The organism is Kitasatospora sp. NPDC051914, from assembly GCF_040680995.1.
Classification (GTDB): Bacteria; Actinomycetota; Actinomycetes; order Streptomycetales; family Streptomycetaceae; genus Kitasatospora.
On the sequence record NZ_JBFAXX010000019.1, the window covers coordinates 20,200 to 33,988 of the forward strand.

The window sequence follows — 13,789 nt, forward strand, 5'->3', positions numbered from 1 at the left end:
ATGAGTACCGCGTCAACGGACTACGCCCGGCTGCGGGAGATCCTCGACGGACTTCCCCCGCTGCCGGGCGTCGGCAGGACGGAGATCTCGGAGGGGGCGATCCGGCTGACGCTCCCTCCGGTGAATCGCCACGAACTCGCCGTGCTGAGGATCGCCCGACAGCTCAACGCCCAGCTCCCCTCGACACATCCGGGGTATGTCGCCCACCCCGGCGCCGATCTGGAGGACGTCGGCCTCGGCCGGCTGCGCTGCCCGGACCTCATGGTGTTCGCCGAGGAGGCGTTGGAGAGGGAACAGCCCTCGTTCCTCCCCCACGAGGTCCTGCTCGTCGTCGAAGTCGTCTCGAAGTCCGACCCGGAGAACGACCACGAGGCCAAGGTCCGCGACTACGCCGCCATGGGCATCCCGCTCTACCTGTTGGTCGACCCCCGCAAGGGCACCGGCATCGTGCACGACGAACCCGGGTACGCCTCGCGGACGCACTTCGCGTTCGGGGACACCGTCGCCGTGGGCCCCTGGCGGGTCGACACCTCGGGGCTGCTGACGTACGCCTGACGGGCAGGCGGGCGCCGGCAGCCCCGGGGTGGTCGGTTCCGGTCAGGCGATGCGGTCGAGGACGATCGGGTTCGGGGTGAAGGAGGTGCCCTCGGGGGCGACCGCGACGCCGTCCTTGAGGGCCTCGATCGCGTAGTCGAAGCGCTCGGGGGTGTCGGTGTGCAGGGTCAGCAGCGGCTGGCCGGCCACCACGGTGTCGCCGGGCTTGGCGTGCATCTCGACGCCGGCGCCGGCCTGCACCGGGTCCTCCTTGCGGGCGCGGCCGGCGCCGAGGCGCCAGGCGCAGACGCCGACGGCGTACGCGTCGAGGGCGGTGAGCACGCCGGAGGCGGGGGCGGGGATGACGTGCTGCTCGCGGGCGACCGGCAGCGGGGCGTCGACGTCGCCGCCCTGGGCGGCGATCATGCGGCGCCAGTGGTCCATGGCGGAGCCGTCCCGCAGGGCGTCGGCCGGGTCCTTGCCGTGCACGCCGGCCGCGTCGAGCATCTCGCGGGCGAGCGCCAGGGTGAGCTCGACGACGTCGGCGGGGCCGCCGCCGGCCAGCACCTCGACGGACTCGCGGACCTCCAGCGCGTTGCCGGCGGTGAGGCCGAGCGGGGTGGACATGTCAGTGAGCAGGGCGACGGTGTTGACGCCGGCGGCCTTGCCGAGGCCGACCATGGTGCGGGCGAGCTCCTGGGCGTCGCCGAGGTTCTTCATGAAGGCGCCGGAGCCGACCTTGACGTCGAGGACGAGCGCGCCGGTGCCCTCGGCGATCTTCTTCGACATGATCGAGGAGGCGATCAGCGGGATGGCCTCGACGGTGCCGGTGACGTCGCGCAGCGCGTAGAGCTTCTTGTCGGCGGGGGCGAGGCCGTCGCCGGCGGCGCAGATGACCGCGCCGGTGCCGCGGAGGACCTGGAGCATCTCCTCGTTGGAGAGCAGGGCGCGCCAGCCGGGGATGGACTCCAGCTTGTCGAGGGTGCCGCCGGTGTGGCCGAGGCCGCGGCCGGAGAGCTGCGGGACGGCGGCGCCGCAGGCGGCGACCAGCGGGGCGAGCGGCAGGGTGATCTTGTCGCCGACGCCGCCGGTGGAGTGCTTGTCGGAGGTGGGCACGCCGAGCGAGGAGAAGTCCATCCGGACGCCGGAGCGGATCATCGCGTCCGTCCAGCGGCTGATCTCGCGGAGGTTCATGCCGTTCAGCAGGATGGCCATCGCCAGGGCCGACATCTGCTCGTCGGCGACCTCGCCGCGGGTGTAGGCGTCGATGACCCAGTCGATCTGGGCGTCGGTCAGCTCTCCGCGGTCGCGCTTGGTCCGGATGACGGAGGGGGCGTCCATGGGGTCTCCAAGAGGTGCAGGGCGGCTCAGGGTGCGGGAAAGGCGAAGAGTGCCGCGCAGGGCCCCGGGGGGCTCTGCGCGACACTCTACGCGCGTAACAACGAAGCGTGCTAGAGCCGCTCCGGTCCGAAGGCGTCCGGCAGGACCTCGTCCATGGTCTTCACCCCGGACGGCAGGTCCACCAGCAGCTCCGGGCCGCCGTGCTCGTACAGCAGCTGCCGGCAGCGGCCGCAGGGCATCAGCAGGGTGCCGGCGCCGTCCACACAGGTGAACGCGGTCAGCCGGCCGCCGCCGCTGGCGTGCAGCGCGGAGACCAGGCCGCACTCGGCGCACAGCCCGAGCCCGTACGAGGCGTTCTCCACGTTGCAGCCGGTGACGATCCGCCCGTCGTCGACCAGCGCCGCCGCACCGACCGGGAACTTGCTGTACGGCGCGTACGCGTGCCCCATGGCGGCGCGGGCGGCGTCCCGCAGCGCCTCCCAGTCGGGTGCCGGTGCTGCGGCGGTCACTTGCCTTCGCCCTTGCGGTAGATCTGGCCGTCGGCCTTCGGCGGACGCAGGCGCTGCGAGGCCAGTGCGAGCACGACGAGCGTGATCACGTACGGCGTGGCGACGATCAGCGGGCGCTCCACCGAGTCGGTCAGCGCGAACCAGAGGCCGAGGCCGCCGCCGACCACCAGGCTGATCACCGCGGCGGTGTACTTGCGGCGGTAGCCGTGCCACATGGCGAGCAGGCCCATGGCGAGCGCGATGACCAGCAGCAGCACGTGGACGTTGTCCGCGTCGCGCAGCTGGAGGCTGTCGGTGAAGCCGAACAGGCCGGCGCCGATGGCGAGGCCGCCCGGCATCCAGTTGCCGAAGATCATCGCGGCGAGGCCGATGAAGCCTCGGCCCTGGGTCTGGCCGTCCTTGTAGAAGTGCGCCGCGACCAGCGAGAGGTACGCGCCGGCGAGGCCGGCGAACGCGCCCGAGGCGATGACCGCGAAGTACTTGTACTTGTAGACGTTGACGCCCAGCGTCTCGGCGGCGGTCGGGTTCTCGCCGCAGGAGCGCAGGCGCAGGCCGAACACCGTGCGCCACAGCAGGAAGTAGCTGGCGACGATGAGCGCGGCGGCGATCAAGATGACCACCGACAGGTTGGTGACCACACCGCCGACGATGCCGGCCACGTCGGAGACCAGGAACCAGTGGTGGTTCTCGATGTCCTTCAGCCAGTCCGACAGGCCGGGGACGGTGATGGAGGGCAGCGCGTCGGCCGGGGGCGACTGGTTGGCGCCGGCGCCGTCGGCCACGTAGTCCCGGTAGTAGATCCGGTTCACGTAGGCGCAGATGCCCGGGATCAGCAGGTTGATGCCGACGCCGGAGACGATGTGGTCGACGCCGAAGGTGACGGTGACCAGCGCGTGCAGCAGGCCGCCGAGCGCGCCGCCCGCCATGCCGGCGAGCAGGCCGAACCACGGGCTGACCAGGAAGCCGCCCCAGGCGCCGCAGAAGGTGCCGGCGACCATCATGCCTTCGAGGCCGATGTTGACCACGCCGGCCCGCTCCGACCACAGACCGCCGAGACCGGCCATCGCGATCGGGACGGCGGCGCCGAGGGCCGCGGTGATCTGGCCGGAGGCGGTCAGACCGTGGTTGTCGGTGGCCGCACCGACGGCGGAGACCAGGACGAGGGCGCCCGCGATCAGCAGGAGCACGACCGGCCAGGTGATCTTCGGCTTCTTCGTCGGGGCTCCCGGCGTCTTCGGCCGGGCGGTGGTGGCGGTGCTCACGCGGCAACCTCCTTGTTGGCGGCCGCGGCGGCCTGGGCGGCGAGCTCGGCGCCGACCTTCTGCTGCTGGCGCTTGAGGCCGTAGCGGCGGACCAGCTCGTAGGCGACGACGACGCAGATGACGATGGTGCCCTGCATGACGACGACGATCTCCTGCGGGTAGTCGCCCTGCAGCGGGAGCTGCGTGCCGGAGACGTCCAGGAAGGCGAAGAGCAGCGCGGAGAAGGCGATGCCGATCGGGCTGTTGCGGCCGAGCAGGGCCACCGAGATGCCGATGAAGCCGAGGTTCAGCTGGATGCTCTGGCCGAAGTAGAACGAACTCTGCAGCAGCTCGGGGATGCCGATGAGGCCGGCGATGGCACCGGAGACCGCCATGCTGGTCAGCACCATGCGCTTGACGTTGACGCCGGACGCCTTGGCGGCGGTCTCCGAGCGGCCGGTGGCGCGCAGGTCGAAGCCGAACCGGGTGCGGGTCAGGGTGAACTGGAACAGCACGCCGATCAGGATCGCGACGAAGATGAAGCCCCAGAGCGTGCCGCCGGCGGTCTCGATCGAGAAGAAGTGGCTCGACTCGGAGACCGGTGCGGTCTGGATCACGTTGGCGTTGGCGCTCTTGGCCGGCGCGAAGCGGCCGGGGAGGAGCAGCAGGCCGACGACGGCGGTGGCGATCGCGTTCAGCATGATGGTCGAGATGACCTCGCTGACGCCGCGGTAGACCTTCAGCACACCGGCGACGCTGGCCCACAGACCGCCGACGAGCATGGCGGTGACCAGCAGCAGCGGGATCTGGATGAAGGACGGCAGGTCGACCTGGCTGCCGACGTAGGCGGCGAACAGCACGCCGAGGCGGTACTGGCCCTCGACGCCGATGTTGAACAGGTTCATCCGGAAGCCGAACGCCGCGGCGCAACCGGCGATGTAGTAGACGGTGGCCCGGTTGAGGGTCAGCACCTGGCCGTCGGAGGCGGTGCCGTACCGGATCATCACGTCGAAGGCGTCGAACGGGTCCTTGCCGGAGACCGCCAGCAGCAGGGAGCAGATCGCCACCGAGAGCAGCACGGCCAGCACGGGCGCGGCCAGGGCGAGCAGGATCTTCTCGCCGTCGAACCGCGAGGCGAACGAGCGCTTGGCGGGCGGGTTGGGACTGGTCATGGATTACTCCCCCGCCTGCGTGTCGTCGTCGGCGGTGTGGTCGGAGGCCGCATCGGTGCCTTCGGCCGAGGCGGCCCGCTCCTCGGCAACGGCCTCGGGCTCGGACTCGATGTGGCCGCGGGCGGCACCGGTCATGGCCGTGCCGAGGTCCTCGGCGGTGACGGTGGCGGGGTCGGCGTCGGCGACCAGGCGACCGCGGTAGATCACCCGGATGGTGTCGGAGAGGCCGATCAGCTCGTCGAGGTCGGCGGAGATCAGCAGCACGGCGAGGCCCTCGCGCTGGGCCCTGCGGATGTGCTCCCAGATCTGCGCCTGGGCGCCGACGTCCACGCCGCGGGTCGGGTGGGCCGCGACCAGCAGCTTGGGGTTGTGGCTCATCTCGCGGCCGATGATCAGCTTCTGCTGGTTGCCGCCGGAGAGGGAGGCCGCGGTGACCTCGATGCCGGGGGTGCGGACGTCGAACTCCTCGACGATCCGCTGGGTGTCCTTGCGGGCACCGGCCGGGTCGAGCAGGACGCCCTTGGAGTTCGGCGTCTCGGTGACGTGGCCGAGGATGCGGTTCTCCCAGAGCGGGGCTTCCAGCAGCAGGCCGTGGCGGTGGCGGTCCTCGGGGATGTAACCGACACCGGCCTCGCGGCGGGCGCGGGTCAGCTCGTTGGTGACGTCCTTGCCGCCGAGGGTCACGGTGCCCGCGTCCAGCGGCAGCATGCCCATGATGGCCTCGACGAGCTCGGCCTGGCCGTTGCCCTCGACGCCGGCGATGCCGAGGACCTCGCCGCGGCGGATGCGCAGCGAGATGTCGTCGAGGACGACGCGCTCGATGCCCTCGGCGTCGGTCTTGGCGATCCGCAGGCCGTCGACGCGGAGCATCTCGTCCTGGGTGACGGTCGACTCGCGGCTCTCCGGGGAGGGCAGCTCGGCGCCGACCATCAGCTCGGCGAGCTGCCGGGCGGTGACGGTCTTGGGGTCGGCGTCGCCGACGGTGGTGCCGCGGCGGATGACGCTGATCGCGTCGGCGACCGCGAGCACCTCGTGCAGCTTGTGGGAGATGAAGATGACGGTGACGCCCTCCGCCTTCAGCTCGCGGAGGTTGTCGAAGAGCGCGTCCACCTCCTGGGGCACCAGGACGGCGGTGGGCTCGTCGAGGATCAGGATGGTGGCGCCGCGGTAGAGGACCTTGAGGATCTCCACGCGCTGGCGGTCGGCGACGCCGAGGTCCTCGACCAGGGCCTCCGGGCGCACGCCCAGGCCGTACTGGTCGGAGATCTCCTGGATCTTCGCCCGGGCCTTGGCGCCCATGCCGTGGAGCTTCTCGCCGCCGAGGACGATGTTCTCCCAGACGGTGAGGTTGTCGGCGAGCATGAAGTGCTGGTGCACCATGCCGATGCCGAGGGCGATGGCGTCCGCCGGGGTGTTGAGCTGGACCTGCTTGCCGTTGACGGCGATGGTGCCCTCGTCCGGCTTCTGCATGCCGTAGAGGATCTTCATCAGGGTGGACTTGCCGGCGCCGTTCTCGCCCATGAGGGCGTGCACGGTGCCGCGTCGCACGGTGATGTCGATGTCGTGGTTGGCCACGACGCCGGGGAAGCGCTTGGTGATGCCGCGCAGTTCGACGGCCGGTGTCGCCGTCCCCGCGCTGGGGGTGCCGCCCTGGTCGAGGGCGGGATCGGAAGCGGTGATGGCGATCTCCTGTGGTCGTCGTGCGCACCGTTGCGCCGGAGTGCCTGGTGTCTGTGGGTGGAACGGGCGGGGCCCGGCGGGACGCGTCCTACGCGCCCCGCCGGGCCCTCCGGTGATGTCGTCGGCCCCGGTGCCACCGCCGGGCAGGAGGCGGTGGTCAGGAGCGCCGGATCAGTTCTCCGGGGTGGTGGGGATCTTGGTGGCGCCGGAGGTGATCGCCTGGGTGGCGGCGTCGAGCTTCGGCTGGATGTCCTTCAGGAAGCCACCGGTCTGGGCCAGCGACACACCCTCGGCCTTGAGGTCGAAGTTCTTGACGCCGGTGATCGGGTTGCCGTCCTTGACCGACTTGATGTAGTCGAACACGGCGACGTTCACGTTCTTGACCATGGAGGTCAGGATGTTCGCCTTGTACTTGGACAGGGCCGGCTGGTTGGCCTGGTCGGAGTCGACGCCGATGGCCCACTTGCCCTTGGAGGCGACGGCCTCGATGGAGCCGTTGCCGGAGGAGCCGGCGGCCGAGTAGATGACGTCCGCGCCCTTGTCGAGCTGGCCCTGCGCGGCCTCCTTGCCCTTGCCGGGGTCGGTGAAGCCGCTGAAGTCCGGCGGGGTGGTGAGGTAGGTGGTCTCGACCACGATGTTCGGGTCGACGGACTTGGCGCCCGCCTTGTAGCCGGCCTCGAACTTCTTGATCAGCTCGGACTGCACGCCGCCGATGAAGCCGATGTGCTTGGCCTTGCTCTTGGAGGCGGCGGCGACGCCGGCGAGGTACGAGCCCTCCTGCTCCGAGAAGGTCAGCGAGGTGACGTTGCTCGGCTGGGTGTCGGACGCCGAGTCGATGATCGCGAACTTGACGTTCGGGTTCTCCTTGGCGATCTTCTCGACCGCGGCCTGGTAGACGAAGCCGACGGCGATGACCGGGTTGTAGCCGGCGCTGACCAGGGACTTGAGGCGGGCCTCCTTGTCGGCCTCCGCCTCACCGGTCTTGGCCTCGGCCTCGGTGACCTGGACGCCCAGCTGGTCCTTCGCCTGGTCGAGACCGCGGGCGGCGGAGTCGTTGAACGACTGGTCGCCACGACCGCCGATGTCGTACGCCATGCCGACCTTGATGCCGGAGGCGGCGCCCGAGGAGGCGCCGGACGAGGTGTTGTCGGTGCTCTTTGCGCCGCAAGCGGCGAGCGAGGCGATGCCCAGGGAACCCGAGAGCACTACCGCGGCGAGCTTCAGTGAACGGCGCAAGGGAGTATCTCCTTCTCACACACCCGTTTGGCGTGGTCGAGCGCCACCGTAACGCGCGTAGAACACGGTTGTATTACGGCCTGCGGAGGCATTCGGGTTGTTATCAAAATGTGGTCATCCGCCCGGACGAAACCGGACAGACCGCCACCATTGCTCAACACGATGTCACTACCGAGTGGTATCAGGACACCACCCTACGCCGATGCGTCCACGACAGGCCGAAGCCGCGCCGGGCTGCGGCCGGCGCGGCCTGCGGGCGGGCCCCCTCAGACGCCCGCGTGCTCCAGGGCGAGCGCGCAGAACAGCTCCACCCCGATGCCGATCGACCGTTCGTCGACGTCGAACCGGCCCTGGTGCAGGTCCCGGACGCCCTTCTCGTGCGGGGCGCGGACACCGAGCCGGGCCAGCGCGCCCGGCGCGTGCTCCAGGTACCAGGAGAAGTCCTCGCCGCCGAGGCTCTGCTCGGTGTCCTCCACCACCGGTGCCTCCCCGTCGCCGAAGCACGCGGTCATCGCCCGCTCCAGCTGGCCGATCGACACGTGCTCGTTGACCACCGGCGGGACGCCGCGGTGGTAGTCGAGCGTCCACTTCGCCCGGTGAGTCTCGGCGATCCGGGCGATCAGCTCGTCCAGGATCTCCGGGGCCTCCCGCCAGCCGGCCAGCTCCAGGCAGCGGACGGTGCCCTCCAGCTCGGCGTGCTGCGGGATGGCGTTGGGCGCGGAGCCGGCCGCGATCCGGCCGAAGACCAGGCTGACGCCCCAGCGCGGATCCATCCGGCGCCCGAGCGCCGCCGGCAGGTCCGCAGCCATCCGGGCGACCGCGGTCACCAGGTCGGTGGTGAGGTGCGGGCGGGCGGTGTGGCCGCCCGGGCCGTCGAGCGACAACAGCAGCCGGTCGCAGGCCGAGGTGATCGGGCCGACCTTGAGGCCGATCCGGCCGACCTGCACCTTGGGGTCGCAGTGCACGGCGAAGATCCGGCCGACCCCCTCCATCCCGCCCGCCTTGATGACGTCCAGCGCCCCGCCCGGCATGACCTCCTCGGCCGGCTGGAAGATCATCCGGACCGGCTGCCGCAGCTCGCCCGACCGGGCCGCCTCGGCCAGCACCAGCGCCGTGCCCAGCACCACCGCGGTGTGCACGTCGTGCCCGCAGGCGTGCGCCCGCCCGGGCAGCGTGGAGCGGTAGGGCACGTCGGTCTTGGCGTCGTCGATCGGCAGCGCGTCGATGTCCGCCCGGAACGCCAGCAACGGCGTGCCCTCGGGGGTGCCCGCCGGCACGATGTCGACCGTCATCCCGGTGCCGCCGGGGAGCACCCGCGGCTCCAGCCCGGCCTCGGTCAGCCGCTCGCGCAGCAGCCGGGTGGTGCGGAACTCCTGGCGGCCCAGCTCCGGGTGCCGGTGAAGATCGCGGCGGAACGCGATCAGCTCGGCCTCGTGCGCCCGTACCCGGGCGCGGAGGTCCGAGCCGGGGCGGACGGCGGTGGCGAGGGCGGCCCGATCAACGGGCTGAGGATCGTTCACCTCAACAAGAGTAGGCCGGTGGAGGGGATTTGGCCCGACTTCCCGCGAAGTCGTGCCCCTTTCGGTGCATAGCGGCCTGGCAGATGGGTATGACATTCCGATTCAGCCGCCTTCCTGGTGATCGCCGCCCTGCCCAACGAGCCCCGCCCCCGGGTGGACACGGCAGCCGCCGCGGCAGCGGCCGCACACCGGCGCACGCCCCTGACGGGCTGTCCGGGCGGAGCCCCCGGCAGGCCGTCAGAACCGGTCGACCGGGGTGTACGTGCCCCACACCTCGCGCAGGGCGTCGCACACCTCGCCCACCGTGGCCCGCGCGGCCAGCGCCCCCTTCATCGGGTACAGCACGTTGTCCGGGCCGCCGGCCGCCCGGCGCAGGGCGTCCAGGGCGCTCCGGACCGCCCGGCCGTCCCGGTCGGCGCGCAGCCGGGCCAGCCGGGCGGCCTGCTGCTGCTCGATCGCCGGGTCGACCCGCAGCGGCTCGTACGGCTCCTCCTCGTCCAGCCGGAAGCGGTTCACCCCGACCACGGTGCGGGTGCCGGAGTCCTGCTCCTGCTGGATCCGGTAGGCCGTCCGCTCGATCGCGGCCTTCTGCAGGCCCTGCTCGATCGCGGCGACCGCCCCGCCGGCCTCCTCCACCTTCGCCATCAGGTCCAGCGCCGCGGCCTCCACCTCGTCGGTCATCCGCTCGACGACGAAGGAGCCGGCGAAGGGGTCGACGGTGGCGGTGACGTCGGTCTCGTGGGCCAGCACCTGCTGGGTGCGCAGGGCCAGCCGGGCGGCCTTCTCGGTGGGCAGCGCAATGGCCTCGTCGAAGCTGTTGGTGTGCAGCGACTGGGTGCCGCCGAGCACCGCGGCCAGCGCCTGGACGGAGACCCGCACCAGGTTGACCTCGGGCTGCTGGGCGGTGAGCTGCACGCCGGCGGTCTGGGTGTGGAAGCGGAGCATCTGCGACCTCGGGTCCTTCGCGCCGAAGTCGTCCCGCATGACGCGGGCCCAGATCCGCCGGGCGGCACGGAACTTGGCGACCTCCTCCAGCAGGGTGGTGCGGGAGACGAAGAAGAAGGACAGCCGCGGGGCGAAGTCGTCCACCGCCATGCCGGCCGCGACGGCGGTGCGGACGTACTCGATGCCGTCGGCGAGCGTGAAGGCGATCTCCTGCGCGGGGTCGGCCCCGGCCTCGGCCATGTGGTAGCCGGAGATCGAGATGGTGTTCCAGCGCGGGATCTCGGCCCGGCAGTACCGGAAGACGTCGGCGACCAGCCGCAGCGAGGGCTTCGGCGGGAAGATGTAGGTGCCGCGGGCGATGTACTCCTTGAGCACGTCGTTCTGGACCGTCCCGGAGAGCCGGGCCGGCGGGACGCCCTGGGCCTCGCCGACCAGCTGGTAGAGCAGCAGCAGCACCGAGGCGGGCGCGTTGATGGTCATCGAGGTGGAGACCTCGCCCAGCGGGATGCCGTCGAACAGCACGCCCATGTCCTCGACGCTGTCGATCGCCACGCCGACCTTGCCGACCTCGCCGGACGCGAGGGCGGCGTCCGAGTCGTAGCCCATCTGGGTGGGCAGGTCGAAGGCGACGGACAGGCCGGTGGTGCCGTTGGCGATCAGCTGCCGGTAGCGCGCGTTGGACTCGGCGGCGGTGCCGAAGCCCGCGTACTGCCGCATCGTCCACGGCCGCCCGGTGTACATGGTCGGGTAGACGCCCCGGGTGAAGGGGTACTCGCCGGGCCGGCCGAGCCTCTCCGCCGGGTCCCATCCGGCGAGGCTCTCGGGGCCGTACAGCGGCTCGATCGGCAGGCCCGACTCGGAGCGGCGGGGCTCGGACGGCATGGCGGTCCTCCGTGGTGGGGAGCCCGGGCGGCGGGGCCCGGGACGCGGACTGGCCGGGCTTCGCAATCTAGTCCCAGGAGCCCGGCAGCGGGTGGAGGCCGTGGCCGGGACGCCGCCCGCGACCGGCCGGGAGCCGGTTGAGATGATCGGCGGTGCAGACCGGACCGTTTTTGTGGGAGTGGCAATGACCGAGCAGAAGGTGGCCGTCGTCACCGGCGCCAGCAGCGGGATCGGCGCGGCCACCGCGCGCCGCCTGGCCGCGGACGGCTTCGACGTGGTGCTGACCGCGCGCCGCACCGACCGGATCGAGGCGCTGGCCAAGGAGATCGGCGGCCGCGCCCGCACCCTGGACGTCACCGACCGGGCGGCCGTGGACGCCTTCGCGGCCGGGATCGGCCGGGTCGACGTGCTGGTCAACAACGCCGGCGGCGCCATCGGCGCGGAGAGCGTGGAGAGCGGCGACCCGGCCGACTGGCGGGCCATGTACGAGGTCAACGTGATCGGCGTGCTCAACGTGACGCAGGCGCTGCTGCCCGCGCTGCGCGCCACCGGCGACGGCACGGTGCTCGTGATGTCCTCCACCGCGGCCCTGGCCGCGTACGAGGGCGGCGGCGGGTACGTCGCGGCCAAGCACGCCGCGCACACCATCGCGGCCACGCTCCGGCTGGAGCTGTGCGGAGAGCCGATCCGGGTGATCGAGATCGCGCCCGGCATGGTGAAGTCCGAGGGGTTCGCGGTGACCCGCTTCCGCGGAGACGAGGACAAGGCCGCCGCCGTGTACGCGGGCGTCGCCGAGCCGCTCACCTCGGAGGACGTCGCGGACACCGTGTCCTGGGCGGTCACCCGGCCCCCGCACGTCAACATCGACCTGCTGGTCGTCCGCCCCCGCGCGCAGGCCGCCAACCACAAGGTGCACCGCGAGCTCTGAGCCGGCCGCGGCGGCGGCCCCACGACGGGCTCCACAGGGGGTCCGTCCAGGGGCGTCCAGGGGTCGTCCGGAGGGAGCGAGCTGACGAAGAAGCGTCAACGTCACAACTTGATAGCTCGATCGAGTGAATTCTGCGCGCTCCCTCCCCAACTGATGTGCCCTCAACTACCTTGATGGCACAGCACGAGTGCACGGGTGCACGTCTGCGTGCCCGGCCCCCTTTCCCCTTCTCCGCTCTTCTCCGGTCCGCCGCGCAACTGTGCAGCACCTACCTTTCGTCTCTGGAGCATCCCCCCTTCCCGCCCTCACGAGGAGGACCCGCTGGCCAGCGACATCCCGCCGCAGCGTCCCGACGCTTCGACGGATCCGTCCCTGCTCGGGCTGCACCGCTTCAACGAGGCCGACGCCGGCGCCGCCGAAGAAGCCCTGCTCGCCTGCTGCGGCAGCCACCGCTGGGCCCTGCGCCTCACCGCCCACCGGCCCTACCCCGACATAGAGTCCCTGCTCGCCGCGGCGAGCGAGGCCTCCTACGACCTGCGCCCGGCCGACCTCGCGGAGGCCCTGGCGGACGAGAGCTGGATGCCGCAGCCGCTGCTCGGGATGCGGGCGCCCGGCAGCCAGGCCGCGCACACCGCGCTGCGGGCGGCGCACGCGGCGTACGAGGCACGGTTCGGCCATGTCTTCGTGGTCTGTCTGGAGGGCGTGGCCCCCGAGGAGATGCTCGACACCGTGCTCACCTCCATCCGCACCCGGCTGGCCAACGACCCGGACGAGGAACGGCTGGTCTCCGCGGACGAGCTGCGCCGGATAGCGCTGATGCGGCTGGCCCACCTGGTGGCCAGGCACTCCGCGGAGGCCGGAGCCCGCTGACGACCGGCCGGCGCACCGCCCCGGCCGGTCACCCGCGCTGGGCCGCCCGCAGCCGCGCCGCCTGTGCCCGGACGATCCGCTCGTCCGGCACGGGGGCGGGCTCGGCCGCGGTGCCGAGCGTGGAGAAGAAGGCGAGTGCCGTGCCCACCCGGGCGACCACGGCACGGCGGCGCAGCTCGATGCCGCCCGATTCACCCGTCAGGGTGAATGCAGTGACCGCGTCCACCCCTTCCGGCACGGCGGCCTCGGCCCGCTCCAGACGGTGCAGGGTGGTGACGGGCCTGGCCGGGGCGCCCTTGGCGCCGGGCCCGCGGCTCGCACCGTCGACCGGGGTCGTCGAGCGGAACGTCCGGCACCGGGTCAGCAGCACGTCCAGGGCGCGGCGGACCTGCTCCGCGCGGCCGGGTTCGAAGGCGAGCAGCCCGGCGTAGACGGTGGCCCGGGGGCGCCCGGCCGGGGCCACGCTCAGATCGGTCTCGGCGAGCGGGCCGGACTTCCCCTTGTCCGGCGCCAGCGCGTCCAGGACGGGCTGGCAGGCCGGCACGTCCGCCGTCTCGCGCCCCGCCGCCGGCGCCGGGCGCCCCGGCTCGGGCCTCATCACGGTGACGCTCCATCCGGCGCCGAGGTCGGCCGCGGTGACGGCGGCAGCCCGCAGTCCGGCGGCGTCCAGGGTGCGCTCGGCCGGCACCGCCCGGTCCGCGGAGGCGGAGACGGTGGTGCAGCCGACCGCCGACAGCAGCACGGCACCACAGAGGACGGTGCAGCAGAGGACGGCGGTGGGGCGGAGGGGCAAGGCGGTCCTCGTACGGCTCGGTCCGGGCATGGCGGGTCGGACGATCGGCACCGCAGTGCGACCGCACCGGCACAGCCTGTCACGAATCGGGGCCGCGTTAGGCCGTGAGTGCCTGATTGATCACACCTGAGCCCCCCG

At 72.1% G+C, this 13,789-nt stretch carries 12 protein-coding genes; 3 read left to right on the forward strand and 9 right to left on the reverse strand.

Annotated features, from left to right (window positions below):
- On the forward strand, positions 1–555 hold the full coding sequence (locus AB0M03_RS14620) for a Uma2 family endonuclease (protein ID WP_363491819.1): 555 nt from the start codon (positions 1–3) through the stop codon (positions 553–555).
- A gap of 42 nt (positions 556–597) precedes the next feature.
- On the opposite strand, the gene AB0M03_RS14625 is transcribed toward AB0M03_RS14620, so the two are convergent.
- The 8 genes from AB0M03_RS14625 to AB0M03_RS14660 form a co-directional block, all read right to left on the reverse strand.
- Positions 598–1,875: a thymidine phosphorylase gene (locus AB0M03_RS14625; RefSeq protein ID WP_363491820.1), complete on the reverse strand. Its 1,278-nt coding sequence runs from the start codon at positions 1,873–1,875 to the stop codon at positions 598–600.
- A 110-nt stretch (positions 1,876–1,985) separates the two neighbouring features.
- The gene (locus AB0M03_RS14630) at positions 1,986–2,384 is read right to left on the reverse strand and encodes a cytidine deaminase (protein WP_363491821.1); all 399 of its coding nucleotides are present in this window, start codon (positions 2,382–2,384) and stop codon (positions 1,986–1,988) included.
- The gene (locus tag AB0M03_RS14635) at positions 2,381–3,646 is read right to left on the reverse strand and encodes an ABC transporter permease (RefSeq protein WP_363491822.1); all 1,266 of its coding nucleotides are present in this window, start codon (positions 3,644–3,646) and stop codon (positions 2,381–2,383) included. The genes AB0M03_RS14630 and AB0M03_RS14635 overlap by 4 nt, the downstream gene beginning before the upstream one ends.
- Positions 3,643–4,797, reverse strand: coding sequence for an ABC transporter permease (locus AB0M03_RS14640; protein WP_363491823.1), 1,155 nt, complete (start codon positions 4,795–4,797; stop codon positions 3,643–3,645). The genes AB0M03_RS14635 and AB0M03_RS14640 overlap by 4 nt, the downstream gene beginning before the upstream one ends.
- A gap of 3 nt (positions 4,798–4,800) precedes the next feature.
- A complete protein-coding gene (locus tag AB0M03_RS14645) occupies positions 4,801–6,372 on the reverse strand; it encodes an ABC transporter ATP-binding protein (RefSeq protein WP_363491824.1) in 1,572 nt (523 codons plus the stop codon).
- Between the two features lie 276 nt (positions 6,373–6,648).
- Complete coding sequence (locus AB0M03_RS14650) at positions 6,649–7,713, reverse strand: BMP family ABC transporter substrate-binding protein (protein ID WP_363491825.1); 1,065 nt, start codon at positions 7,711–7,713, stop codon at positions 6,649–6,651.
- Between the two features lie 266 nt (positions 7,714–7,979).
- Positions 7,980–9,137, reverse strand: a complete 1,158-nt coding sequence (locus AB0M03_RS14655; protein WP_363491905.1) for an amidohydrolase — start codon at positions 9,135–9,137, stop codon at positions 7,980–7,982.
- A 333-nt stretch (positions 9,138–9,470) separates the two neighbouring features.
- On the reverse strand, positions 9,471–11,060 hold the full coding sequence (locus AB0M03_RS14660) for a methylmalonyl-CoA mutase family protein (protein WP_363491826.1): 1,590 nt from the start codon (positions 11,058–11,060) through the stop codon (positions 9,471–9,473).
- Between the two features lie 184 nt (positions 11,061–11,244).
- Here AB0M03_RS14660 and AB0M03_RS14665 point away from each other — a divergent pair, with 184 nt between their 5' ends.
- On the forward strand, positions 11,245–11,988 hold the full coding sequence (locus AB0M03_RS14665) for an SDR family oxidoreductase (protein ID WP_363491827.1): 744 nt from the start codon (positions 11,245–11,247) through the stop codon (positions 11,986–11,988).
- Positions 11,989–12,360: 372 nt separating this feature from the next.
- On the forward strand, positions 12,361–12,858 hold the full coding sequence (locus AB0M03_RS14670; protein ID WP_363491906.1) for a 2-oxo-4-hydroxy-4-carboxy-5-ureidoimidazoline decarboxylase: 498 nt from the start codon (positions 12,361–12,363) through the stop codon (positions 12,856–12,858).
- Positions 12,859–12,886: 28 nt separating this feature from the next.
- On the opposite strand, the gene AB0M03_RS14675 is transcribed toward AB0M03_RS14670, so the two are convergent.
- Positions 12,887–13,651, reverse strand: coding sequence for a hypothetical protein (locus AB0M03_RS14675; protein WP_363491828.1), 765 nt, complete (start codon positions 13,649–13,651; stop codon positions 12,887–12,889).
- Positions 13,652–13,789 lie beyond the last annotated feature (138 nt).

Bases quoted from the DNA above. Each gene is read 5' to 3' on its own strand.
- AB0M03_RS14620 (WP_363491819.1), top strand. From the start codon at position 1: ATGAGTACCGCGTCAACGGACTACGCCCGGCTGCGGGAGATCCTCGAC.
- AB0M03_RS14625 (WP_363491820.1), bottom strand. From the start codon at position 1,875: ATGGACGCCCCCTCCGTCATCCGGACCAAGCGCGACCGCGGAGAGCTG.
- AB0M03_RS14640 (WP_363491823.1), bottom strand. From the start codon at position 4,797: ATGACCAGTCCCAACCCGCCCGCCAAGCGCTCGTTCGCCTCGCGGTTC.
- AB0M03_RS14660 (WP_363491826.1), bottom strand. From the start codon at position 11,060: ATGCCGTCCGAGCCCCGCCGCTCCGAGTCGGGCCTGCCGATCGAGCCG.
- AB0M03_RS14665 (WP_363491827.1), top strand. From the start codon at position 11,245: ATGACCGAGCAGAAGGTGGCCGTCGTCACCGGCGCCAGCAGCGGGATC.